The organism is Sphingobacterium arenae (assembly GCF_014692505.1).
GTDB lineage: Bacteria > Bacteroidota > Bacteroidia > Sphingobacteriales > Sphingobacteriaceae > Sphingobacterium > Sphingobacterium arenae.
On the sequence record NZ_JACNYK010000001.1, the window covers coordinates 1139426 to 1164347 of the forward strand.

The 24922-nt window shown below is 40.9% G+C and carries 28 protein-coding genes; 10 read left to right on the top strand and 18 right to left on the bottom strand.

The features are described from left to right. Positions 1 to 152: 152 nt before the first annotated feature. Positions 153 to 308 (bottom strand): hypothetical protein, encoded by a 156-nt coding sequence (locus H8B17_RS04155; protein WP_190307875.1) that lies wholly within the window; start codon positions 306 to 308, stop codon positions 153 to 155. Between H8B17_RS04155 and H8B17_RS04160 the strand changes: the two genes are divergently transcribed. After that, positions 295 to 1572, top strand: a complete 1278-nt coding sequence (locus H8B17_RS04160; RefSeq protein WP_190307876.1) for a hypothetical protein — start codon at positions 295 to 297, stop codon at positions 1570 to 1572. The genes H8B17_RS04155 and H8B17_RS04160 overlap by 14 nt on opposite strands. Before the next feature lie 555 nt (positions 1573 to 2127). Here the strand turns inward: H8B17_RS04160 and H8B17_RS04165 are convergent. The 17 genes from H8B17_RS04165 to H8B17_RS04245 form a co-directional block, all read right to left on the bottom strand. Then, on the bottom strand, positions 2128 to 3174 hold the full coding sequence (locus tag H8B17_RS04165) for a TerC/Alx family metal homeostasis membrane protein (protein ID WP_190307877.1): 1047 nt from the start codon (positions 3172 to 3174) through the stop codon (positions 2128 to 2130). 17 nt (positions 3175 to 3191) lie between these two features. Continuing rightward, positions 3192 to 4163 (bottom strand): polyprenyl synthetase family protein, encoded by a 972-nt coding sequence (locus H8B17_RS04170; RefSeq protein WP_190307878.1) that lies wholly within the window; start codon positions 4161 to 4163, stop codon positions 3192 to 3194. A 14-nt stretch (positions 4164 to 4177) separates the two neighbouring features. Beyond that, positions 4178 to 4306, bottom strand: coding sequence for a KleE stable inheritance protein (gene kleE, locus H8B17_RS20865; protein WP_190307879.1), 129 nt, complete (start codon positions 4304 to 4306; stop codon positions 4178 to 4180). A gap of 50 nt (positions 4307 to 4356) precedes the next feature. After that, positions 4357 to 4920, bottom strand: coding sequence for a DUF3109 family protein (locus H8B17_RS04180; protein WP_190307880.1), 564 nt, complete (start codon positions 4918 to 4920; stop codon positions 4357 to 4359). Between the two features lie 5 nt (positions 4921 to 4925). Further along, positions 4926 to 5714, bottom strand: a complete 789-nt coding sequence (locus H8B17_RS04185; protein ID WP_190307881.1) for a DUF3108 domain-containing protein — start codon at positions 5712 to 5714, stop codon at positions 4926 to 4928. Between the two features lie 31 nt (positions 5715 to 5745). After that, the gene (locus H8B17_RS04190) at positions 5746 to 6261 is read right to left on the bottom strand and encodes a DUF2480 family protein (protein ID WP_190307882.1); all 516 of its coding nucleotides are present in this window, start codon (positions 6259 to 6261) and stop codon (positions 5746 to 5748) included. A 59-nt stretch (positions 6262 to 6320) separates the two neighbouring features. Continuing rightward, positions 6321 to 8420 (bottom strand): peptidylprolyl isomerase, encoded by a 2100-nt coding sequence (locus H8B17_RS04195; RefSeq protein WP_223816358.1) that lies wholly within the window; start codon positions 8418 to 8420, stop codon positions 6321 to 6323. 178 nt (positions 8421 to 8598) lie between these two features. Beyond that, positions 8599 to 9201: an LPS export ABC transporter periplasmic protein LptC gene (gene lptC / locus H8B17_RS04200; protein WP_190307884.1), complete on the bottom strand. Its 603-nt coding sequence runs from the start codon at positions 9199 to 9201 to the stop codon at positions 8599 to 8601. Between the two features lie 2 nt (positions 9202 to 9203). Beyond that, positions 9204 to 10526 (bottom strand): porin family protein, encoded by a 1323-nt coding sequence (locus H8B17_RS04205; RefSeq protein ID WP_190307885.1) that lies wholly within the window; start codon positions 10524 to 10526, stop codon positions 9204 to 9206. A gap of 110 nt (positions 10527 to 10636) precedes the next feature. Next, positions 10637 to 11620, bottom strand: a complete 984-nt coding sequence (locus H8B17_RS04210) for a DUF6427 family protein (protein WP_190307886.1) — start codon at positions 11618 to 11620, stop codon at positions 10637 to 10639. 7 nt (positions 11621 to 11627) lie between these two features. After that, a complete protein-coding gene (locus H8B17_RS04215; protein WP_190307887.1) occupies positions 11628 to 11825 on the bottom strand; it encodes a CcmD family protein in 198 nt (65 codons plus the stop codon). Between the two features lie 12 nt (positions 11826 to 11837). Then, complete coding sequence (gene ccsA / locus H8B17_RS04220; protein ID WP_190307888.1) at positions 11838 to 12503, bottom strand: cytochrome c biogenesis protein CcsA; 666 nt, start codon at positions 12501 to 12503, stop codon at positions 11838 to 11840. 12 nt (positions 12504 to 12515) lie between these two features. After that, positions 12516 to 13175 carry a heme exporter protein CcmB gene (locus H8B17_RS04225; RefSeq protein ID WP_190307889.1) on the bottom strand — a complete coding sequence of 220 codons (660 nt, stop codon included), beginning with the start codon at positions 13173 to 13175 and terminating at the stop codon, positions 12516 to 12518. A 61-nt stretch (positions 13176 to 13236) separates the two neighbouring features. Next, on the bottom strand, positions 13237 to 13611 hold the full coding sequence (locus tag H8B17_RS04230; RefSeq protein ID WP_190307890.1) for a hypothetical protein: 375 nt from the start codon (positions 13609 to 13611) through the stop codon (positions 13237 to 13239). 113 nt (positions 13612 to 13724) lie between these two features. Further along, entirely contained in the window at positions 13725 to 15566 is a 1842-nt protein-coding gene (locus H8B17_RS04235) for an ABC transporter ATP-binding protein (protein ID WP_190307891.1), read from the bottom strand. Between the two features lie 72 nt (positions 15567 to 15638). After that, positions 15639 to 16169 (bottom strand): hypothetical protein, encoded by a 531-nt coding sequence (locus H8B17_RS04240; protein WP_190307892.1) that lies wholly within the window; start codon positions 16167 to 16169, stop codon positions 15639 to 15641. Position 16170: 1 nt separating this feature from the next. Continuing rightward, a complete protein-coding gene (locus tag H8B17_RS04245) occupies positions 16171 to 16956 on the bottom strand; it encodes an SAM hydrolase/SAM-dependent halogenase family protein (protein ID WP_190307893.1) in 786 nt (261 codons plus the stop codon). 204 nt (positions 16957 to 17160) lie between these two features. Here H8B17_RS04245 and H8B17_RS04250 point away from each other — a divergent pair, with 204 nt between their 5' ends. The 9 genes from H8B17_RS04250 (at position 17161) to hisF (ending at position 24922) form a co-directional block, all read left to right on the top strand. Next, the gene (locus tag H8B17_RS04250; protein ID WP_190307894.1) at positions 17161 to 18123 is read left to right on the top strand and encodes a PhoH family protein; all 963 of its coding nucleotides are present in this window, start codon (positions 17161 to 17163) and stop codon (positions 18121 to 18123) included. Between the two features lie 44 nt (positions 18124 to 18167). After that, a complete protein-coding gene (locus H8B17_RS04255; protein ID WP_190307895.1) occupies positions 18168 to 19115 on the top strand; it encodes a phosphoribosylaminoimidazolesuccinocarboxamide synthase in 948 nt (315 codons plus the stop codon). Between the two features lie 85 nt (positions 19116 to 19200). After that, positions 19201 to 19587, top strand: a complete 387-nt coding sequence (locus H8B17_RS04260; RefSeq protein WP_190307896.1) for an STAS domain-containing protein — start codon at positions 19201 to 19203, stop codon at positions 19585 to 19587. Continuing rightward, the gene (locus tag H8B17_RS04265) at positions 19574 to 20488 is read left to right on the top strand and encodes a ribonuclease Z (protein ID WP_190307897.1); all 915 of its coding nucleotides are present in this window, start codon (positions 19574 to 19576) and stop codon (positions 20486 to 20488) included. Before H8B17_RS04260 ends, H8B17_RS04265 begins: the two co-directional genes overlap by 14 nt. A gap of 47 nt (positions 20489 to 20535) precedes the next feature. Further along, positions 20536 to 21600 carry a histidinol-phosphate transaminase gene (hisC, locus tag H8B17_RS04270; protein ID WP_190307898.1) on the top strand — a complete coding sequence of 355 codons (1065 nt, stop codon included), beginning with the start codon at positions 20536 to 20538 and terminating at the stop codon, positions 21598 to 21600. Positions 21601 to 21614: 14 nt separating this feature from the next. Then, positions 21615 to 22742 (top strand): bifunctional histidinol-phosphatase/imidazoleglycerol-phosphate dehydratase HisB, encoded by a 1128-nt coding sequence (hisB, locus tag H8B17_RS04275; RefSeq protein ID WP_190307899.1) that lies wholly within the window; start codon positions 21615 to 21617, stop codon positions 22740 to 22742. A gap of 9 nt (positions 22743 to 22751) precedes the next feature. After that, the gene (gene hisH, locus H8B17_RS04280) at positions 22752 to 23342 is read left to right on the top strand and encodes an imidazole glycerol phosphate synthase subunit HisH (RefSeq protein WP_190307900.1); all 591 of its coding nucleotides are present in this window, start codon (positions 22752 to 22754) and stop codon (positions 23340 to 23342) included. 73 nt (positions 23343 to 23415) lie between these two features. Beyond that, positions 23416 to 24168 carry a 1-(5-phosphoribosyl)-5-[(5-phosphoribosylamino)methylideneamino]imidazole-4-carboxamide isomerase gene (locus tag H8B17_RS04285; protein ID WP_190307901.1) on the top strand — a complete coding sequence of 251 codons (753 nt, stop codon included), beginning with the start codon at positions 23416 to 23418 and terminating at the stop codon, positions 24166 to 24168. A gap of 1 nt (position 24169) precedes the next feature. Continuing rightward, the gene (gene hisF, locus H8B17_RS04290; RefSeq protein ID WP_190307902.1) at positions 24170 to 24922 is read left to right on the top strand and encodes an imidazole glycerol phosphate synthase subunit HisF; all 753 of its coding nucleotides are present in this window, start codon (positions 24170 to 24172) and stop codon (positions 24920 to 24922) included.

Genomic DNA, 24922 nt, shown 5'->3' on the forward strand with positions numbered 1-24922 from the left:
ATTTGTACAGATGCAAAGTTCCAAGGCGACATCTGAGGTTGAGGACGGATTGTGCATAATGCGTAGATAAACGCGAACAATAATAAGCAGCTTTTACGCGGACTAAATCGGCCTCGCATTGTTCCGCGACCAGCTTTACGCCGGCTATTCCGTTAAATAGCATGCTGTTTGACCGAAGGGAGTTGCATGCTGTTTAGGAATAGGCTAGTAAAGGTAGTGGAAGAATGCAAGCCTAGATCTTTTGCTTCTTTTCCATCAATGGGAAAAGAAGAAGAAAAATCTGTATTTTCGAATATGAAACATTTCATAAGCACTATTTTTCTCATACTATTAATCATTGTACAACCTTGTTTTGGGCAAAAAGCCAAGAAGCCTCAGGTGATTGTATACGGATCGGACCTTTTGGCGTTCTCCGTAGCGGTACAGAGCGCTAAATCGAGTGTTCCAACGATATGGTTGGTTGAGGGAGAACAGCTGATGCCTGAATTTTCCAGTGGGCATGTTCAGATAGAGAATATGCCACATTTAGATGGTGGAATATGGATGGAAATTTTAATGGAAATGGCGCTTGCGAAATCGCCTGATGATTCGCTTGCGACGGTTGTTAAACGTGAAATGAATCCTCGACTGTTTCAGAATGCGGTGGAGAAAGTGTTGCGAAAGCTACCGCAATTAACGGTAATAAAAGGAGAAGAGGTGCTGTCCATCCATCGACGGAAGCGAAACTGGGAAGTGCAGACGTCCAGTAAACACAAGTACGTCGTGAGATGTGTTATTGACGCCTCCCGAGAGCAGGAGCTATCCCATTTGATCGACATATCTTGGGATAATCATATAGAGCAGATGCAACCGCTTGGTGCATTGTCTTTGGCAAAAGTGCGCACATTAGTGGCCGCGGGACAAATCGGTAATTCTCTGTTTGGAGCACAAGTGGAAAATATTTTAGCGGGAGAAAAAGATGGCTTTTTTAATTTTAGAGGTGTAGCAGAAGTGTTGGATGAAGATATGACATTAAGCGCTTTCCGTGCAGCAGTAGGACAAGCTGTGGGTGCAGCGGCAGCATATTTGGCCTTTTTCAAGACTGCTGCCGACGAGCTGGATGTCCGGAAATTGCAAACAGAGTTAATGACTTATAAAGCCCGTATTTTGCCCTATCAAGATATCTCGATCAACGATGTACACTTTTATGCTTTACAGCGATTTGGGTTGACGGGCTTACTGTCAAGTCTACATAAAGATGATAATTTCCATTTCCAAAAGGATGAACGCGTAAGCTTCGAAGAAGTGGAGCCCATTTTTGATAGGCTATACTCCCGGAGCCAACTGTGGTTTTTGGATAATAAAGGTGATTATTTCCGGTGGAAAGATTTTCTGTCCTTAATAAAATTTGTCGGGCTTCGTGGAAACGAAATAGACAGACAGATAGCAGATGCATGGTCGACGAAGTTAAAATTTGAAGGTAACTTTGATAAAGAAGCGTTTGTTAGCCGCTATCAATTTGCTGTTATTTTGGATATATATGCCAATCCATATGTCAAAGCGATCAACCAACAAGGAGATTTTATCAATTAACCTGTTCTTTTTCTCCGCGAAAAAGAACCAAAAAGCTCGTCGCTTCAATCTTTGAGGAAAGGGATAGTACTAAGGATGGGTTTCTGCAACCTCAAAAATTTGGATGCGACCTTTTGAGGTTAATGCGGGACATTACACTACCTGTATACTGTGTCAAAACCTATATAGCAGCTTCTAAGTAAAATTTCAGATTAGCGAAGACCATGCGTAAATGAAAGCGATCAATAATAGGCAGCTTTTATGCGGACTAAATCGGCCTCGCCTTGTTCCGCGACTAGCTTTACGCAGGATATTCCGTTAAAAACAGAATGCTGTTCGACCGAAGGGAGTTTCATTCTGTTTAGGAATAGACCAGTAAAGATAGCGGAACCTTGCAAGCCTTGACTTTTTGTTTCTTTTTCGTCAAGGAAAAAGAAATTAAAGAAAGATTTAGGAATAGACAAGTAAAGTTAGCGGAACCTTGCAAGTCTTGATTTATGGACTCGTGTTTATTATGGCATCCATGAGCTCGCAAGCTCGGTTTTGTTTCTTTTTTTGTTAAGAAAAAAAGAAAAACTAAACCTCTTCTTTTTTCGGAAACATCAGTGAAGCTACGATACTAATCGCCAGAATAGATATAATGATAATTAACGAATGAACCGTTTGAAACCCTAATCCTTCTAACCAACTGTGTAATAGCATTTTTGCACCAATGAAAATTAATAGAAATGCCAAGCCGACTTTCAGGTAATGGAATTTGTCTATGATGTTCACTAAAAGAAAAAACATAGACCGTAACCCCAGAACAGCAAAGATATTGGAGAAAAATACAATGTAAGGGTCTTTTGTTACAGAAAAGATAGCGGGGATAGAGTCTACGGCGAAAATCAAATCGGTAAATTCGATCACCAATAATACTAGAAATAAAGGAGTCATGTACCTTACTCCGTTTTCTATGTGGAAAAAGCGACCACCGTCCATACGTGGCGTTACTTTAAAGTATTTGGACATGAATTTTACCACAGGGTGGTTCTGTGGATCAACTTCCTCCTCTTTGTTGCGATTGATGTACATCATAATCCCCGTATATACCAAAAACGCACCAAAAACGTAGAGTATCCAGCCAAACTTAGCAATAAGGGCCGCCCCAATGAAAATGAAGATACAGCGTAGTATAATCGCACCAATAATTCCCCAAACTAATACCTTATGGTAGTATTTCTCGGGTATACCAAAGGAGCTAAATAGAAGCACCATGACGAATATGTTATCTACAGATAAGGCATATTCCACGACGTAGCCTGTAAGGTATTCTAGACTTAACGTCTTGTTGTATAATTGAATACTGGCAGCCAAATCACTTTCATTGACACGAATATTATGGTAGTGTTTGGCAATAATTTCTTCTAGCCTTGCAAAATCATGTACGTTATGAAGTTCATGTCCCCAGATATATAACACTAAGCCGAATGCGAGTGCGAAGAAAACCCAGACCGCACTCATAATGGCTGCAGCTTTAAATGATACGGGTTTGTCGCTCTTGGAGAATAAACCTAAATCAATAGCAAGCATGAGGATAATGAATATAATAAAACCTCCAAAAAATAACAGTTCGTGACTCATGTGATATAATGTGTTTTTTATTTATTTCTTTCTGTTGTAAACCTGACTAATTGTTCCAGTGCAGCTCGATAAGGATTATCCGGAAACGTGGTTAATATATCAAACGCTTCCTGTTGGTATTGCAGCATTTTTTCCCGTGCATAGTCCATACCTCCACTGCTGCGTACAAAAGTAATAACCTCGGTAACCTTATCTTTGTTTTCACTATGGTTTTTTACCAAGTTGATAATACGTCTCTTTTCCGCAGAAGTCGTATTTTTAAGCGCATAGATGAGTGGAAGGGTCATCTTTTTTTCTTTGATATCATTTCCGACAGGTTTTCCAACGTCGTCCAAGCCAAAATCAAAAAGATCATCTTTTATTTGGAAGGCTATACCCACCTTCTCGCCAAACAGACCTAGACGGTCGACGGTTTCTTTTGGGGCTTGTGTGGATGATGCACCACAAGCGCAACACGCTGCAATGAGCGAGGCCGTTTTCTTACGGATAATTTCAAAATATACTTCTTCCTGAATATCCAGTTTGCGCGCTTTTTCTATTTGCAGCAATTCTCCCTCACTCATTTCTTCTACAGCGTCAGACATAACCTTTAACAGGTTTAGTTCGTTATGTTTGACGGAAAGAGACATCCCCTTCGATAGTAGGAAATCACCTAATAATACCGCTATTTTGTTTTTCCACAAAGCGTTGACCGAGAAAAACCCCCGACGTTCATTTGCGTTATCCACGACGTCGTCGTGGATTAAGGAAGCCGTATGTAATAGCTCAACCAACGAAGCGGCCCGATAGGTAGAATCATTGATGTTTCCACACAATCCGGCGGAAAGAAAAACAAACATCGGACGCATCTGTTTTCCCTTTTGTTTCAAGACGTATTGTGTAATGCGGTTTAATAAAGGTACAGCACTGTGCATCGATTCTTTAAATCGATTTTCAAATTCTTTTAGCTCTTGTGCTATCGGGGTTTGTATATCTTTTAATTTCAGCATGAAAAATGGCTAAATCACCATGGCTTTAAAGCAGTCAAAATCGCCATAAATATAAGAAATATCCACGTAGCATGAACACAGATACGAACGAAATAATAAAGAGCTCTTATAGCGCTAAAAGAAACTGGAAGTGAAGTATTCATAAAGGTAATTGGAAACTAGCGAATAAATAATAGAATGCATATATACTAGCTTATAAGGCTTCGATAGCTAATTCTAATTCTTTGTACCACTCCTCTCCATATTCACGGATAAGAGGTTCTTTGACAAATTTGTATACTGGAATACCCAGTTCTTTGCCAAATGTGCAAGCGTCGCTACAAATATGCCAACGATCGTAATGTAAAACGTCAAACGCGGGATAACGAGTCGTCCGGATAGGATAGAGGTGACAGGAAATAGGCTTTTTCCAATCAACTTCGCCGAGTTCATACGCTTTTTCAATGGCACATTTGGTAATTCCGTTATCCCATGTTACATAAGCACATTCTTTATTGCCATCCACACAAGTGGTTGTAAGATCTCCATCCATATCGATGACGTGTGTGCCTTGTTCTTCGATAGCCCGAATACCCTTCTCGGTCATATAAGGTTTTACTTTAGGATAAATCTCACGGAGAATCTCCGTTTCTTTTTCATTTAGAGGGGCTCCTGAATCGCCTTCCACACAGCAAATGCCCTTACATTTGTTTAAATTACAAACGAAGTCATTCTTAATAATGTCCTCATGCACTAATACGTTGCCTACTTCGATCATGTTGTTTATTTTGAATAACTGACGCGCTTTCCAAGCGTGTGCTTTAAACCATTTGCATTGATTAATTCCATGGTTACCGTACCCACCAAAATCTCTACTTGCGCTTTTACGGGGATACGATTGCCATCGTTGGTTACCCATAGAAAAAGCTGGCTGTCTTTTCTGAATATCCTACCTGGTGTAATCTCCGGACTGAATTTAATACATTCCAACTCCCCCAACGACGTTTTGATCTTTTCAATGCCAATATATTTAATGCCTAATTGGGCGACTTCATCGTTTAAGAAATACGTGAGTTTAAACGAATCTCCCTTTTTGAGAGACGAAAGGTCCAGATTACGCGAAAAATAATAAGCAGATAGTAAATCGAAAAATTGTGATGTAGGACTGGTAAATGTACCTTTCTTGCCTGAAACTTTTTTATTTCGATGGTCAAAAGTAGCATACTCCTCGCGCGTATAACTTCCTTCGTGTATATCTTCTATATAAAGATAAGGCAGATACGTATCACCATCGATATAGGAGTCATATTTGTTTCTTACTTTATAGACGGCAAATATTCCCGACGTCTGACCGAACGCGGATAGGTGAAAAGCATTTGGATTGCTAAAGCGTAATTTCGATTTTTCAACTTTTAATGTGCCTGTTGCAACAGATAAAATTCCATATTTTAGCTTATAGGTCAAGTTTTCGCCGGGCTGATATGTAGGTTGTGGTAGATAGGGTAAAGTTTGTCCCATGGTCAGACCGATACTACAAATGAAAAAAGCGATAAACGTGTATATTTTTCTCATATGATAATGGACAAAGATGGCCGCCGATAGTTTAACTTTTACGCTTATACACAGGTACTGTAGAGCAGGGTTCGCCGTACATTATGCTCTTGACAACTTTACTTAAACCGAGCGTGAATTTAATAAAGGCGGATTCAGGTACATAAATTTCCCCGCACCCCTTCACGACTACACGTTCGTCCTGATAAGTACTAAAATCCATCCCATCTAAGGCTTGATTGAACAAATTGCTCCAGACGGAGTCCTTATCTCCGAAATGAACGGAAAGTACATAAGGCTCGAGCTTGTTTGCGAGGAGCATATAGGCCCAAGTAGGCACAATCGCATCGGTAGAGCATATTATACCTATATGCTTGTTTTGGTATTGGCTCCACTCGTGTTCCTTAATAAACGTCCTAAAGTCTTTTTCTTTCAAGATTAGTCCGTGAAATAAGTTGTCTTTGATGTCATAGATGACAATCTCTTCCTTTGGGGCATAATCTGCTAAATCGACAGTTACTAAGCCACTTTGCGCAACTTTATTAATGATATTTTCTTGAATGTCCATACGATACAAAACAAAAAGCCGGACAACAATTGTCCGGCTATAAAGTTAATTATTATATTCTAATAGAATCTAATGCGATTGTCATGAATATCCGCTTTATATTGAAGTGCTTGGTAAATTGCATTCCAGGAACGCTGGGCTTTTGCCGTTTGCATTTGTTGTCTTTGATTGTTCATATCACTGGAGACCAGTTCGGCCGGATTAACAAAACCAGCTACCTGTACCGCATAGACACCCTGCTCACCTTTAATCGCTTTCGATAATTTATTGGGTTGCAAGCCAAATGCTGTTCCTACGACGGCGGGTTCCATTGCAATACCCGGAAGCACCGGATTGGCCATGACGATATTTTCAATGTCTACCGCTGATTTTTCTAACTTTTGGGCGACCTGATCTATGGACGAGGAACCATTTAAAGCATTGTTTAACTTTTCGATCAGCATTTTTGCTTTTACTTCATTACGTACACGTGCTTCTATTTGTGGTTTCGCGGACTCCAAAGAGAGCGGGCCCTTTGGTTGTATATCGGTTAACCGCGCGACAATAAAATTGTCTTCGGTGTCAAATACCCGTTCGGAAACATCCCCTTTTTTGGCTTCAAAAGCCCAGCGTATGATATCTCTTGGAACCTCCACGCCATTAAAAGTATTGTCCATTGGTAAGACGCGTTCTGCTTTATGTAACGTCGTACTTTGTTTATTGGCAACCTCTTCAAAATTTTTGCTGTTTGCGTCACCAAAGAAATTATTAGCTTTTGCATACGCGGCGTCCGTGGTCGCTTTACCGCTGTTGATCACTTTGTCGACAATTGCTGCTTTAACAATTTTTGAATTTCCAATTTGTTTTTCGATCCGGATAATGTGCGTGCCGAAACGGCTGTTGACAATAACGACTTCGCCCGTTTTTCCGGAAAACACAGCTTCATCGAATTCCGGAACCATTTGTCCGCGTGGGAAAGTACCGAGATCACCCCCATTTATTTTACTACCCTCATCTAAGCTAAATTGTATAGCAAGAGCCGAGAAGCTTTCTCCTTGTTGAATTAATCTTTTGATAGAATCCGCTTTCGCTTGTGCCTTGTCTACCCCGCCTTCTGCGGTTGTATTCAATAAGATATGTGAGGCTTTGACAGAATCTGGACTGAATTTCGCATCCACAACCTTTGCTACCTCAAATCTATCTTGAGACAAGAACGGTCCTACTGTCGTACCAACAGCTGCATTGAAAATGACCGAATCCAACGCTGGACTTACCTGTCCTTTGCGGAGATAAGTATAAGGATATTTTGTATCGGAATTTACCGCGGCAAATAATGAATCCGTCGTAGAATTTACCAATTCTGATTTCAATTGTTCAATAACCGACTTTGTCGCTGCGGTATCGTTAGCAGTAGGTCTCGCATCAAACAGTACATATTCTATCGTTCTTGTTTCCTCTTGATTTTCCAATGTATTTTTGTGCGCATCATAGTACGTCTGGTAATCCGCATCGGTCAATTTAATCTCAGCGTCTTTCACCGAGGAATAATCGAGCATCACATACTTGAAGTTTGCCAATTTATTGCGCTGGTTATATTCTTCTTGGGCTTCCAATGAAGTAACATATACACTATTGGTGAGTAGGTTCGAATACTTTTCGTTTAAACGTTCGTTGCGGATATTTTCTAAAAGCATTTCCCATTGTTGGCGCATTTCTGGTGTTCCTTGGCTATTGATTTGTGAAAGGAACGTGTTCAGTTGGTTCTTATCGAATACGCCTGTTTCGGGATTCGTAAATGCTTGAACAATTTGTGGTGACGGATTAACACCCGATACCAAACTGTTCAGTTCATCTCTGCCGACAGAAAGACCTATTTTCTCAATTTCCTGTTTTAGAAGCTCTTGTGAGATAAATTGATTCCAGACTTGTTGTACCGCATAGTTTCGCATTTGCGGAGACGTCGTGCCTCCCATTTGCTGTTGGTACATCGCAGTCGTTTGGTCAACTTGGGCGTTAAACACTTGATAATCGATGGATTCTCCATTAACACTACCGACTTGATTTTGATTCTTCATCCAAAAAGGAGTCCCATAGCTGATGATATCTCCTAATAAAAACGCAATAATTGCTAAACCAATAACGGTTACTACAAGCCCCGCTCGGTTCCGCAAATAGCTCATTAATCCCATAGTCTATATACTCTGTTTATTCAGTTACTTAATTGACCTCTATTAAAAACAAGGCGCAAGATACAACTTTTATGAAAAAAAACTTGCAAAAATTTATTTTTATATGGAAACTAAATGTGGCCTACATAAAATAAATTTATGCCGGAAGATAAAAAAATCACGAGACATTTTAATTGCCGAAAGTGGGAAATTGCTGATCGCCTGAGGGAATATAGAAACCCGTCATATTTTGCCCATCAATTTTTTTGAAATCTGCATCGGAAATGAATGAGGTGGCTTGAAAACTACCTCGGCTATCCTTCATATCAAAGGTGATAGGAACGGAGTTATAATATATCTGTTTTTTTTCATCAAATAGTAGTTCCTCTGTTCTGATGACAGAGCCGTTTGCCATCGTAAGCACTACATTTTTTCGAAACTCTGTTAATCCTTCCTCTATTTTTTGTACGGCATAATCTGAACGGATGCGTTGTGATTCTTGGTTATTCTCGTCAAAGAAACGGACCAGTACCCCCTTTTGAAACTCGTACATCGCGATGCTGTCCGGGTATTCACGCAGTTCGGGAGCTGTTAACTCCGCTTTTACGGTAGCTGAATCGCTATAGATTACGGTAACATCTTTAGAAATGTTCACATTCTCTTCCTGCTGTATATTGGCGATCTTCTCCACATCCCGAAGATCGTTCTCACAGGCCATCAATAACATCGCTCCTAGACATACCAATGGGAGTCTGAATAGCTTCTTATCGATATAGCGCAGAAGAAAGTACATGATTAATCTAAACTTCGACGGATAAACCAGGAATCATTAATGGTGAAACCAAAATTAATATTGATATATCGTTCTCGTACAAGATTGTGATTGAGTGATCCCTGTTGTCCGAACTCGGCGGAAATATTAATTTGGGAAAATGTACGCCCGAAGTTTGTTTCAGGTAGCGGTAAGCCTATTCCCACGCTGACAGCCATGTCATTAATTCGTTGGTTTCTATATACGATAGGCGTTTGATTATAACGGAATCCTAGACGGTAATCTACTTGGTTCCAGTATCGTACAGAAGTGGGGTCAGGTTTAATTTGTCCGCCAATGGCAAACCCGTAGCTTTTTTCCAGTTTGTTTTGACCTTCCTGCACTTCAAATTTGGACCAGTCTGCGTAATTAAAATCTGCACCGATTAACCAGTTATATCCTTTTGATAATGTGAAACCTACATTATGCTTCAGCGGAAGCTGAATTTTTCTGGTAGCGAAGGTTCCGGTACTCACGGTATCCAACGGCGGAGCAATATAGTCATCGTCAAAATTGTTTTCTGAAATGGTAATAATCCGACTTGGTTTCGCGTTGATATGATTATTTAGCGTTCCAGTATACCCCACTGTTAAATTATATTTTCTATTAATAGATTTGCTGTATTGAAGGCCGTAGTCTACAGTTACGCCTCTTATGTTCCGAGTTTCCTTTAGCTCTGCAGGGTATGAAGTAAGATCATCTACAAACTTGACCTGCGTAATATCGTATAGATTTCCGAAAAGAAAACCGGCATTTGCTCCGATGCTTAAACCCTTAATAGGCGATACACCATAACCTAAATAGGCTTTGTTGATTCCACCTTCTCCAAATATTTGCTTTTCATAAACCAGATCGTCTATGGACTCCACATTTTTTGATGAATATCCTACATCGGAAAAAGGAATTAATCCAAAGGAAAAGCCACCGTATTTTTGCAACGGAATACCAATGGCGACGTGGCCAAAGGCAAAATCGGCTGTATGGTCGCTGGCATTATCTCTTGATAGCTGGGTGAAATTACCATACATACCGGCTTCCAAAACCGTACGATTTAATCCCGAGTACGAGGCCGGATTAGCAATGTTTAAGGTTGGAAGACCCGTAAGATATCTTACACCGGTAGAAATCCCGCCCATAGCACGAGTTTGTGGTAATAAATCGTTCCGCATTTGCCCCAGACCAAATTGCGAATAAGGAGAATGGGAGGTGGATCGCTGTGCGTATCCTTGCTGGATGCCAAATAAACCTAATCCTAACAACAATTGCAGCGCTATTTTGGTGAAACTTCCTATCGAGTATCTGTACATGGTCAAAATTTGCTACAAAACTATCTAATTTTTAACTATTCCGTTAGTTCTATTTGTTAAAAAAGGTTAATCGGTTGATATTTAGTTGATTGCGTAGAGATATTCGCTCGCTAAACAAATTGGAAATAAATAATTGACGCTATGATAATGAGATACAGCGTTTCGTATATCCATTTTGATTTCGAGTTCGTAAAATAAAATCCCAGATAGATGGCAATGGGGGGGGCGCAAAGTAGGAAATGATTTATAGTTATATGATTATTAAGATAAAAGGATCCCAACGTCAACAATATCATGAAAAACAAAAGTTGAAATGATTTGCGCAGATGCACGACACTCTTGAAGAAATGTTCTTTCAATACGAAAAGAAAAAATAGTAGGGCGATAACCACTGGAATGATAACAAGGTAATCATACATGTTCAGGGACAGCTCGGTAGGAAAAGCGTAGCCCAAAGGTTTGAAAATAGCAAAAAATTCTTTCAGACGCCCTATCCAATAATAGATGACACCTAAAAGGAAGTATATGGTCAAAAAGCCTAATAAAGGCGTTATCCATTCTCTCCAATTAAAGGGACGAAAGATCAATAAACTTATCCACAAAAGCAGCATCATGATCATAAAGGGAAAGTAAATCAAACTCCCGACGGCGACAATCATCCCCAAATCAAGCATTAATCCTTTTATATCATGTTGCTTGTAAATATTAAATAGTTTGCCCAACATCCATATGGTTATGAAATTACAGATAAGGGGCGGGGAAAGTACGAGGAACGGCGTAAATAAACTGACTAAAGTCATATACATTAATGCCGGGGTGAAATTGGGTTTGCCCAGAAGATTATAATTGTTAACGATCCGGTTCAGGAAAAATCCTTGTAGGAGGGTAAGGGTCAACGTAATCATGACATTCGCTCCAGGGGACAAGCGGGAGCCAATGCGTATCCCAATAAGATTATTAATCGCAGGCTCAAAGAGGATAGGTGTGATGTGCTCCGGAAGGCTAAGAAAGATCCCTAGACACAGAACCAAACCGATAGCCGAGACGAAAATAAAATTGACTGGCGAAAATTTTCGATGTTGGTTTATGATCATCGTCCGGCTACTTCTCTAATTTTTTGATACGTCTATCTAGCATAAATAAGAATACGCCCAAAACGATAAAGATAGTTAACAAGACGAGTACCACGACGTATATCTTACCAGAGCTACGAAGGTCTGTGGCCATTTCTATCTGATTTTGAGCGAACGTATAACTAGTTGTTAGAAAAAGCAGTAAAATTGTAATGATTTTCTTCATGATGATATCTGATTAATCGATGAGGTTTCTTTTTCTTTCCAGAAGGCGTACACGATAACGTAAAGTGCATATCCAAACACCTATGAGCATCCACCCGATAATCGCAGTGTAAAACACAGGCCGCATTTGGTTGTCCATATCGAGGTCGCCAAACGTTCCATTTCCGCCGCTTCCAGGATGCAACGAGTCGGTCATTTTGGGCATGATGTACATCAATACGATCATAACGGGAAACGCAAAGATATTGTAGATGGCCGCTATTTTGCCTCTTTTCTGCTCTTCTTCTAAAGCATTCCGCAAAACGAGATAGGCGAGATACATGAGTGTAGCGATTGCTGAACCATTTGTTTTAGCATCGTTAGGCCACGCCATTCCCCACGTGATATTAGCCCATTGCATACCGGTTAGCAGACCTATGATGCAAAAAACAATACCGGTATTGACAGCCTCGACGGCGATTAAATCATCGTTGATTCGTCCGTTGCTCAGGTAACGTATGCTATAGATAACGGAAATAAGGTAAAGAGCAAACATAGCGAACCACATGGGTACATGGAAATACACATTGCGGATGGTTTCGTGTAACAGGAATAAAGCGGGAACCGGACCAAGGAGACCCACCACAATACTAGCAGCAACCATCACCAGTCCTAAAATTTTCCACCAAGATTGTCTCATGATTCGAAAGAATTAATCTCGCCAAAGATAAGGAAATAACAATAAAGAAATGGTAATCGTAATTACATTAATTGCCAGCAAGACGAGTATGTCATTGGTGCTGTCGACTCTTGGAGCCCCTGCTAATGCATTTTGGGACAAGGAGATTAAAACGATGAGTAGGGGAATGATGACAGGAAAACTTAATATCGCCATTAGGGTACTGTTATTGCCCGCTTTTGCGCTAATGCCAGACACCATCGTAAAGACCGAGGAAAAACTCATACTTCCTAAAACAACTGCCGTCGTATACAAGATCGGATCACCCACGGGATTGCTAAAGGTAATGCTATACGCTGTATAGGCTATCAGTGATAAGAGGATCATGATCAGCGTATTATATATTATTTTGGATAATATAATCGCCTGGGGACTAATCAGTGTGTAATAATAAAGTTGTCTGCTTTGGCTCTCTTGAACAAAGCTTCGGCTAATGGCATTCACACTGGCAAACAGCATAATAATCCAGAACAAAGCGTTCCAAACAAATGTATCTACAGATTGGAATGCTTGGTAACAAACAAATACTGTAGATACAACGTATAATAAGATACCGTTTATAGCATATTTTGAACGCCATTCAAGAACGATATCTTTATAAACTAAAGTCTTTACCTGCTGGAGTGTATTCATGGGCGTTGCAAAGATACGAATACTTGCGTTTGAAATGACGCACCCACTCCAAAAATAAGGGTTAGGCTTTGTCCAGTTCTGATTTTGCTTTGGAAACTATCTTTTCGGCTTTGTCTTCCGCGTGGTGTACAGCTTGGGAAGCTTTATCCGCCAATTTATGCGCTTTTTCTGCAGCCGCATCTACCGCACGTACACCGGCGTCTTTTGCTTTTGCTTTTAAGTTGTCCAATTCAGCTTTCGTAGACTTTGCAATTTTAGCCGCACGCTTTGCCTCTTTTTTAGAAAGTTCTTTGATTGATTTCGTCAGGTCTTTCACACCCTCATTTGCACGCTCTAATTGACGTTTCCCATCATCTGTACCAAGTAGATAATAAGCAGCAGCTCCAGCAGCTAAACCAAGAAGTGCGAATGCGATAAATCCATTTTTATTTTCCATAATACCTTGTTTTTGTCTTTTCTAAAAATTAATCACCCTTTTCTTAAATCTAACAAAAAAAGTCGAAAAAAGTTTTTTGCGTATACGTTTTTTGTGGGTAAAGGAAGTTGTCGTTAATCTCGCTGTATGACATGCTGTATCGACTGTAAGGAATAAAGGTGATGATAAAGACCACTGCCTTTTGACATCAACTCCACATGGTTACCTATATCACATACCTCACCGTTTTCAATAACCACAATTTGATCCGCGTCTTTAATTGTGCTTAACCGATGGGCGATGATGACAGACGTACGATTACGCATAAGTTCTTCCAAAGCCAACTGTACCAGTCTTTCTGATTCCGAATCTAATGAAGAGGTTGCTTCATCCAGGATGAGAATGGCAGGATCTTTCAGCAACGCGCGCGCAATGGCAACACGCTGGCGCTGCCCGCCCGACAATTTCACACCACGCTCTCCGACAAGGGTATCGTATCCCTGCGGGAAAGCCATAATAAACTCGTGTGCATTTGCCCGTTTTGCTGCTTCGATAATATCTTCTGCATTGGCATCTAAACGTCCGTATCCAATGTTTTCACGTATAGTGCCTCCGAATAATAATACATCCTGCGGAACAATAGCCACTTGGTTACGAATGTCTGTTAGGGAATATGCTGTACTATCCTTGCCGTCGTATGCAATGGTTCCTGACGTAGGCGTATAAAATTGTAAAATAAGGGAAGCAATAGTTGATTTCCCTGTGCCACTTGGCCCTACTAACGCCAATTTTTTTCCAGCATCCACATGAAACGAAATATCTTTTAGGATCGGTATATCTGGACGGGAAGGATAAGTGAATCCAATATGATTAAAGGTGAGTGCCCCTTGCATAGTCTGTTGGATATCATTGTTCTCTGGAGAAATCGAAATCGCTTCCGGTTCTTCATCCAATATGTCCAAAACCCGTTCACTGGCGCCAATGGAACGTTGTATATTAGCATACAGCTCGGGGAAGCTACCCATCGATCCAGCGACAAACATGGAATACAGAATGTAGGTTGTGAGATCCCCCACGGAAATCTCTCCTTGCGAAACAAGTGAGGCTCCATACCAAATGACGACAAGAACAGCTCCGAAAATACAGAAAATGATAAAAGAAGCGAAGATGCCTCGATACGTTGCCCCTTTGACGGCGAGGCTTACTACAGCATTCAATTTATGGGCGTAGCGGTTGGATTCGTAGTATTCGTTTACAAAGGCCTTGACATTGCTAATACCGGACAGGGTTTCCTGTACGATCGTATTGGAATCTGCTAGCTGATCTTGCGCCTGACGAGACAAGTTACGGATAAAGCGTCCGAAAATAATGGCGATGATGATAATGATCGGTAGAATGGAGAGATTCATCAATGCTAGTTTCGGAGAAACAAATACTAGAAGACATACCCCTAAAGCCAGGCTAATAGTCTGACGTAATATTTCCGCTAACGTTGTTGTTAATGTGTCCTGAATCTGAGCCAAATCGGTAGAAAGACGACTGTTTAATTCTCCTACGCGCCGATTGGCAAAAAACTCGATCGGAAGTGTGATGAGTTTATGATACGTGTCTTTGCGGATACTCGCTAACGCCTTTTCTGCTATCTCTACAAAGAAGCGTATCCTACAGAATGATACCAACGATAGGAATAAAAGCAAGACCATCGAAACCGCACCGATACCAAATACACCTGCCGGTAGCCAAGAATATTTCTGTCCTCCTTGGGCTGCGTCAATCATGGCCCCAAGTAAGGCCGGGAAAGTCAGCATCGTCAAGCTGGATAAAATAAGGAAAAACATGCCCAATATAAACTTCCCCCTATAAGGTTTTAAATAGGTGAAAATTTTTAACGCCTTCTTAAGTAATTCCTTACTAAGCTTAGGTTTGGGTAAGTCTTCCGACTGTGTGTTGCTACTATTCAAACGCGATCTCGCCATTCTCTAACTCGAATTATTAGAAAGCAAAAATACAGTATTATTTGTGTGACCTTATCACTCTTACGTCAAATTTTAAGCCGTAGACCGCTTAAAATAGCGGTATAAGCCGAAACCTAGTGCTAAACTGACGATGATAAGCAAAAGAATGGCCAGGTGCCCGCCTCGTTGTTTGCTTTCCAAATCGTTGATTTCTAGTCGCAATTTTTCGTTTTCTGTCTGAAGCTTGGTAATCGTGTGCATATAGCCCGTGACCTGTCTATCATACACTGTCGCCAAATTTTCATTTCGATCACTTTCGTGTCCCTTGATGTCGAGCAGCTTTTTTGTTTCCAAAAAAATATGGTTATCTGTCAATACAATTTCGCGGAGGATATCGATTGATTTCTGCATATCTTTTTTTCTTTTGAAGATACCGAATACCCCCGTCTTTTGCCGTAGACTGTTGTCAAATTCGCCGAAACGCCTGCTACGCTCCTCCAACAAATTGTTTATACGTTCTCGTTGCTGTTCGAAACTGATGGAATCTGAATCAATATTGGTTTGAGACTTGCCTGCAAACAGCATACCCATAAGAAAGACAAGAAATAGGGACAATCTTTTCATATTAGCTGTCTAAAAATTCTACCATAACCACCTCATCTTGCTGTAATCCCAATAAGCGACTGGCATGTCCCTTATTGATGGCTATTTCCAGAAAGTTGCTAATCCCGAACAAACAGAGTTTTTCTCCTTCCGGCACCTCATTATAGTGCCAGCTTAGCTTATTTATTGTTTCATTCCTTTTGAAATGTAATTTGAAACTCCGTCCCTTTTGTATTTCGTTGAAAAGTTCTTTGCTGATATTGCTAATGACGTTTCCAAACGCATCAATATAGGAAACATGCCCCTTTATACTATTGGCACTAACCAATGGCTGTACTAATACTTTTTTAAGTGGTTTTTCCATAGGTTGCCCGATGGCGGATAAAGGTTCTCCTTTGGCAATATGACAAGCTGCCTTCGATAGTATGTCGGCGAGTGGAAAGTGCAAGTAGCGTAAATCTTGCATGATATCGATTTCATAGAGTTCCTGCGGATCATTATCTCCAAGGATAATGCTAAAAATACCATTGTCAGCGCCCACGAAAAAGTGGTCATCAAATTTCATCATCGCATAATGGGAATCCTCTTGAAAAACGGTGTCGATACCAATGAGATGAACTGTTCCGTCAGGAAAGTAACGGAAAGCGTTGCGAAGCACCACGGCTGCGCGCTGTATATCAAAAGAAGGAATTTCATGCGTAATATCCACCAAACGGACATCCGGTAATTGCGATATAATACTGCCTTTTAATGCCGCCTGATAAAAATCACGATGTCCCAAATCTGTTGTAAGCGTTATTACTCCCATACACTTGTGTACCCCTTTTAAAGATACTAAAAAACATTAAAATGCGATGATGCCCTCTTGTGAGAACTACAAAAGTAATAAAAGAAAGTGCAATAATGGTTGCTATAAAGCTAAATTTCCATTTTTTATCGTGTGGATGCAAATAGATGATTATAGTTCGTATTTTTGATTTATCTTTATTACGTAAAAATTAAAACGAACAATTTGAACGAAGTACTTATACCATTAGACGACGTTAATTTAGTAACGTTATGGGGTGCCCAAAACGAGCATTTTGAGTTCATAAAAAAAGGCTATCCAAAGCTCCGCCTAGTTGCTCGGGGCAATGAATTGAAGGTGTTGGGAGAAGAGTCGGAACAACGGAGATTTAAACAGGCTTTTGAAAAAATATTGCAACATATCGAACGGTTTCAAGTTTTGGATTCCAACGCTTTGGAGAATTTGGTTGGTGTAAATGGTACGTTCGAAAAGGCGGTAGAAAAGAAAGTGGACGAGCCTGTTGCTTTAAGGGGAGAGCCAATTGTATATGGGCCTAATGGCTTGATTGTTCGAGCTCGCACAGCGAATCAACTTAAAATGGTAGAGAGTATTGCCAAAAATGATATTCTGTTTGCCATTGGGCCGGCGGGTACGGGCAAAACCTATACGGCCGTCGCTTTAGCCGTTCGAGCATTGCGAAATAAAGAAATAAAACGTATTATATTAACCCGGCCGGCCGTGGAAGCTGGAGAGAATCTAGGTTTCCTGCCAGGCGATCTTAAAGAGAAAGTGGATCCGTACTTACGCCCACTTTACGATGCGTTGGACGATATGATTCCTGCAGATAAACTGAAAGATTATTTGGAGCGGCGAGTTATAGAAGTAGCCCCATTAGCCTTTATGCGCGGACGGACATTGGATAATTGTTTTGTTATTCTGGATGAAGCGCAGAACGCGACGGATATGCAATTAAAAATGTTCCTTACGCGAATGGGGCCAACGGCGAAATTTATCGTTACGGGTGATTTGACGCAAATCGACTTGCCGAAGAAGACACAGTCCGGATTAGCAACAGCCGTAAAACTCTTAGAGAAGATCCATGGAATTGATATTATTCACTTAAGTGGATCGGATGTGGTTCGACATAAACTAGTGCGACGTATATTGGAAGCATACGGTGATATATAAACGTGTTTTTTATCAACGATTACGGACTACACAAACGAAAACATATGGACGCGATAAAAGAGACAACATTTAATTTTAACAAGCAGATCGGCTTTTATAAAGGGAAGGTGCGTGATGTATATACTTTGACAGATGATTATCTGGTGATGGTGGCTTCGGATAGAATTTCCGCTTTCGATGTGATCTTGCCACGGCCAATTCCTTATAAAGGGCAAGTACTCAATCAGATTGCAGCGAAATTCCTTTCATCCACAAAAGATATTATTCCAAACTGGGTTATTGCCGTGCCGGATCCCAATGCGACGATAGGGTATAGGTGTGAACCATTTAAGGTGGAGATGGTGATCAGAGGATACTTGGCAGGACATTTGTGGCGTACTTATCGCGATGGGAAGAGAGTCCTTTGTGGCGTGTCATTACCAAACGGGCTGAAAGAAAACGATAAACTTCCCGAACCTATTATAACGCCCACGACGAAAGCCGACGTTGGACATGACGAAGATATTTCGCGAGAAGATATTATAGCGAAGGGTATTGTGCCGGAAGAAGACTATATACAGTTGGAGAAATTTGCTCGTGCATTATATAGACGCGGTGTAGAAATGGCGCAGGAAAGAGGATTGATATTGGTGGATACGAAATACGAATTTGGCAAAAGGGACGGGAGAATATATTTGATGGATGAGATCCATACGCCCGACTCGTCGCGCTATTTTTATGCGGAAGGTTATGAGCAACGACAGGTAAGTGGGGAACCACAGCGACAACTGTCTAAAGAATTTGTGCGCGAGTGGCTCATGAATAATGGCTTTCAAGGAAAAGACGGACAGACGGTCCCGGAGATGACAGACGATATTGTTCAAACAATATCGGAGCGTTATATCGAGCTATATGAGCATATTACGGGAGAGAAATTCCAATATCCAGCAAATGAAGACATGGTGTCCCGGGTAGAAAGAAATGTAACAGAAGCTTTAAATAAATTGCTATGATATCCTATTGACTTTTAAAAGACAAGTCGAGTATGACGGGTTCATTTACAATTGAAATCTAATGCTGATAAATAATTAAATAGATATGAAATTTACGGTTGACAAGCATGAACGCTATGTGGTTATTGAGCCATTGACAGATTTTCTGAATGGAAAAGCGGCAGCGAAATTGAAAGGTGAGTTTATGTTGCGTCATACAGGCGGCCAACGTAATATTGTATTGAATCTCTGTCATGTCGCTGATGCGGATGAGGATGGTCTGCGAATGGGGTTGTTGGCACGCAGGTTATGTAAAGCCTCTGGTGGACTCTTTATTCTTACTGGACTAAATGATAGACTCTTAAACCTGCTGAAAGTGGCTAATATGGAAAGGTATTTCAAAACGGCCTCTACGGTTTCTGCTGCAGAAGACATGATTTTTGGTAATGAGATTCGATTGGACCTAAGAACAGGCCAACATGACAAGGTTTGAGGTTTTGATATTGGGAAATAGTTCGGCGACACCCATGTACGGTCGTCATCCAACATCCCAAGTTCTTAACTTTAATGAACAGTTCTTTCTGATCGATTGTGGTGAAGGTACGCAGATGCAATTATTCCGCCACGGAATTAAGGGAAGTCGAATAAGCCATATTTTCATCAGCCACTTACACGGGGATCATTATTTGGGACTGGTTGGTTTGCTTTCGTCGCAACATCTGGTCGGACGTAAGAGCGAATTGCATCTGTATGGTCCCGCCGCCCTGAAAGAGATATTAGATTTGCAATTTAAACACTCCGATACGCGGCTGCGCTACCCATTGATTTTTCATCCTACAAATGCATGCCACCAAGAAGTGCTATTTGAAAACACACGGCTTAGCGTGCGCAGTTTCCCTTTGCAGCATCGTATTGCTTGTACCGGATTTCGGTTTGACGAAAAGGTACAATCCGCATCGTTGAAAAAAGAAGAGGTAGAACGACTAAACATCCCTATTCCCTACTTGCGTTTATTGAAAAAAGGCATAGACTATGTAGCGGATGATGGTACGGTGCATCGAGCAAAAGATTTAACTTATCCGCTACCGCGCCCACGAAGTTATGGTTATTGCTCTGACACGGTGATGAATGAAGACTATTTTGAAGCCATTAAAGACGTGGATCTATTATACCACGAGGCGACATTTCTTCATGATCGTGTAGAACGTGCCAAGGAAACCTTTCACACAACCAGCTTGGAGGCGGCAGAAGTAGCACAGACAGTCAACGCCAAAAAACTTTTACTTGGACATTTTTCCGCCCGTTATAAAGATTTACAACCACTTTTGGAAGAATCTCGGACAATTTTTGCGCAAACAGAGCTGTCTGAAGAAGGGAAGTGGTTTTTAGTATAGGGTTTTTGTAGATTTTTCCCCATCTTTACACGCTTAATTAAAGAAATATGAAAATGTCTTTTAGCCTAGACCTGTTGCTGAGGGATAACATAAAAAGATTAGTGCCCTATTCGTCGGCAAGAGATGAATTTAAAGGTGAGGCTTCTGTTTTATTGGACGCCAATGAAAACGCCTTTGGCTCCCCTTATTCGAAGAATTATAACCGATATCCAGACCCTTTGCAACGTAGGATAAAGGAAAAATTATATCGTATTAAAGGTGTTCCAAGCGAGAATATATTTTTGGGAAATGGAAGCGACGAGGCTATTGATATCCTTTTTCGTGCCTTTTGTGAACCTGGAAGGGATAACGTTATTTTGGTGCCTCCGACATATGGTATGTATGAAGTTTCGGCAAATATTAATAACGTTCTCTATAAGAAGGTGAACTTAACGCATGATTATCAGCTGGATTTAGATGGTATCGCAGAAGCAATCGATACTTATACAAAGCTGATATTTATCTGTTCACCCAATAACCCTACGGGAAACAGTATCCGTCGTCAAGATATAGAGACAATCTTGGTTAATTTTGATGGGATTGTGGTGATAGACGAAGCGTATATCAATTTTTCGAAACAACCATCCTTTACCAAAGATTTGGAAGAGTTTCCGAATTTAGTAATATTACAAACACTTTCCAAAGCGTGGGGATTAGCTGCTTTGCGGTTGGGTATGGCTTTTGCCGGAAAGGAAATTATAACGGTGTTCAACAAGATTAAACCACCCTACAATATTAATCAAGCCACCCAGGATGTTGTCCTGGAAGCGCTGGAAGGTGTGGATATAGTCAACGAATGGATTAAGGAGGTCGTCGAAGAACGGGAGAAGTTATCCGTATCTTTACAGATGTTGTCTCAGGTTGCTCATGTGACGCCATCGGATGCCAATTTTATATTGGTTAAGTTGGAGGAGCCTCGGGAGCTTTACAATTTTTTAGTAAGCAACGGGATCATCGTACGCGATCGCTCCAAAGTGGAGTTATGTGAAGGGTGTTTACGTTTGACTGTTGGTACACCTAAAGAAAATAGAATGCTATTAGAAAATATTCGGGCGTTTTATGCTGTTGTTTAATGATTTTAGATTGTATGAAAAGAGTATTGTTTATAGACCGTGACGGTACATTGATATTAGAGCCGGAAGACGAACAGATTGATTCGTTTGCCAAGCTTAAATTTTATCCTGGAGCGTTGCAGTATTTACCACGTATCGCAAACGAACTGGATTTTGAGTTGATTTTGGTCTCTAACCAAGATGGACTGGGTACCGCCTCTCATCCTGAAGAGAACTTTTGGCCGGTACATCATTTTATTGTCGATACATTTGTTGGGGAAGGTGTCCGTTTTGTAAAAGAGCATATTGATCGCACATTTCCACACGAAAATGCACCGACACGTAAGCCTGGTATTGGTATGTTAAACGAATACTTTGATGGGACGCAATATAATTTAGCGGAATCCTTTGTGATTGGCGATCGTATTAACGACGTTAAACTGGCTGAAAATTTAGGAGCTAAAGCAATTTGGTTAAGGAATAACGATGAATTGGGGCAGGCAGAAAATCTAAATATACAAAGTGGGTCTGTCGCATTGGAAACGACTGATTGGAAGTCGATATACGAATTTTTGAAACTGGGGACGCGCACAGGTGAACATCACCGTAAGACGAATGAGACCGATATCTTTATCCAATTGAATCTTGATGGTTCAGGAAAATCAGATATTGACACGGGCTTACCGTTCTTTGACCACATGCTCGACCAAATCGCCAGACACGGAGCAATCGACCTTACGGTGAAGACCAAAGGAGATCTGCATATTGACGAACATCACACGATTGAGGATACGGGGATTGCATTAGGCGAGATTTTTCTAAAGGTGTTGGGCGATAAGCGTGGCATTGAACGTTACGCGTATACGTTGCCTATGGACGATTGCTTAGCCCAGGTAGCTATTGATTTTGGTGGGCGAAATTGGATCGTATGGGATGCGATTTTCAAGCGAGAGAAAATAGGCGATATGCCTACGGAGATGTTTTTCCATTTCTTTAAATCGTTCTCTGATGCGTCGAAGTCCAACTTGAATATCAAAGCGGAAGGTGAAAATGAACATCATAAAATAGAGGCTATCTTTAAAGCTTTTGCGAAGTCAATAAAAAAGGCGGTACGACGGGATGCGGAGAATATGCAATTACCGAGTACGAAGGGTGTATTATAGATTGTAAAAATGATCGGAATCGTTAACTACGGCGCAGGGAATATTTTTTCATTAACAGCTGCATTGCAGCGTGTGGGTATCCCTTATGGCATGATCGATAAACTGGATGACTTCGAGCATTACGACCGTGTTATCATTCCGGGGGTAGGACACGCTGGCGCTGCGATGCAAAAGCTCGAAGAAACAGGTTTTGTACAGCGTATTGTATCCTTAAAGAAACCGGTATTAGGAATTTGTGTGGGGATGCAGTTATTGACTTCTTTTTCGGAAGAAGGGAATGCCGAACTTTTGAATATTGTACCGTTGAAAACGTTACATTTTGATAAACACATGGGTAAAAAAATTCCGCATATGGGTTGGAATAGTATATCGCCAAAAAGGGATTGTCCTCTTTTTGAGCATATTGCGGATAATAGCTATTTTTATTTTGTTCACTCCTATTTTATTGAGGCTGATGAGGAATATACCAGTGCGTCTTGCACCTACGATGTTGTCTTTTCTGCCGCAATACAAAAGGAAAACTTTTACGGTGTACAATTTCACCCGGAAAAATCCGGAAAAGTCGGTGAGCAGATATTACTTAATTTTTCCCGATTATAGGGGATATTGCTTATAATTGTTGGTTATTATTGACAAATTTATAGTTTTTGACATTAAATTATTACTTTAAAATATGTATATCATTCCTGCTATTGATGTTTTGGATAAAAAGGTTGTCCGTCTGAGAGAGGGCAATTACGATGACGTCACGACGTATGACATATCCTTGGAAGAACAGATAAAAATGTATCATGCGAACGGTACCGAACTCGTGCATATCATTGATTTAAATGGTGCAAAAGGCGATTTCAGTAACCAGGACTATCTGTTTGACATTATCCGTAAAACGGACATGAAAGTACAGTATGGAGGGGGCGTAAGAAGTATTGAAAAAGTAAAGGAATTGGTTGACGCGGGAATCTATCGGGTGATCGTGGGAACACAGGCAATCACCAATCCAACTTTTTTGGAAGAATTAGCTAAATTAAACGAAGGACGAGTGAAATATGCAAAACATATCGTTATTGCGATCGATGTGTTGGACGAAGTCATTAAATATTCCGGCTGGCTCGAGAGTTCGCCCATTAAGTTGATTTCATACATAGATAAATGCCTCTCGTTAGGTTTCTTTCGTTTTCTCTGCACCGATATTAGCAAAGATGGTAAACTAGGAGGAGCCGGTGTTGAGCTATATCAGAAGCTTTTAGATCATTCGCCTATCATTAAGTTGATTGGTTCAGGAGGGATTAGCTCTATGGACGATATCCGTGCCTTGAGTGCGTTAGACAGAATGGAGTCCTGCGTGGTGGGTAAAGCCATTTACGAAAACAAAATTTCCATCGATGAGATTAAGGATTGGAACTTAAAAACGCTTATCAGTCTTTGATATGTTGGCGAAGCGTATCATTCCTTGTTTAGATGTAAAGGACGGCCGTACGGTTAAAGGCGTTAATTTTGTCGACCTCCGGGACGCGGGCGATCCGGTCGAACTCGCTTGGCAATATTCGCAACAGGGAGCCGATGAGCTGGTGTTTTTAGATATTACGGCGACCCATGAAAAGCGAAAAACGACAATCGAGCTGGTCAAAGCGGTCGCACGTCAGGTCAATATTCCTTTTACCATAGGTGGAGGAATTAATGAGCTGAAGGACGCGGAAGTGTTGCTCCATGCAGGTGCAGACAAGATTTCGATTAATTCTGCGGCGGTACGCAATCCGAAATTGATTGACGAGCTTGCCCGTTCATTTGGGCGGCAGTTTGTCGTCGTAGCGGTAGATACCCGTGCCGTTGACGGAAAGAACTTTGTTTACCTACGTGGCGGACGGGATAAGACGGAAATACAAACGGAAGATTGGGTCAAAGAAGCGGAGCAACGTGGCGCGGGAGAGATTTTGTTGACGTCGATGGACCATGACGGAACAAAGAACGGTTTCGATAACATGTTTTTGAAGAAGATTAACGAAAGTATACATATTCCCTTGATCGCTTCCGGTGGAGCAGGCCAGCAACAGCATTTTGTGGACGTGTTTCAACAGACGAATGTAGATGCAGCTTTAGCCGCTTCGGTATTTCATTATGGAGAGATTTTGATTCCGGAGCTAAAAGAAACATTGCGCACGAACGGGATTGTGGTAAGGTAA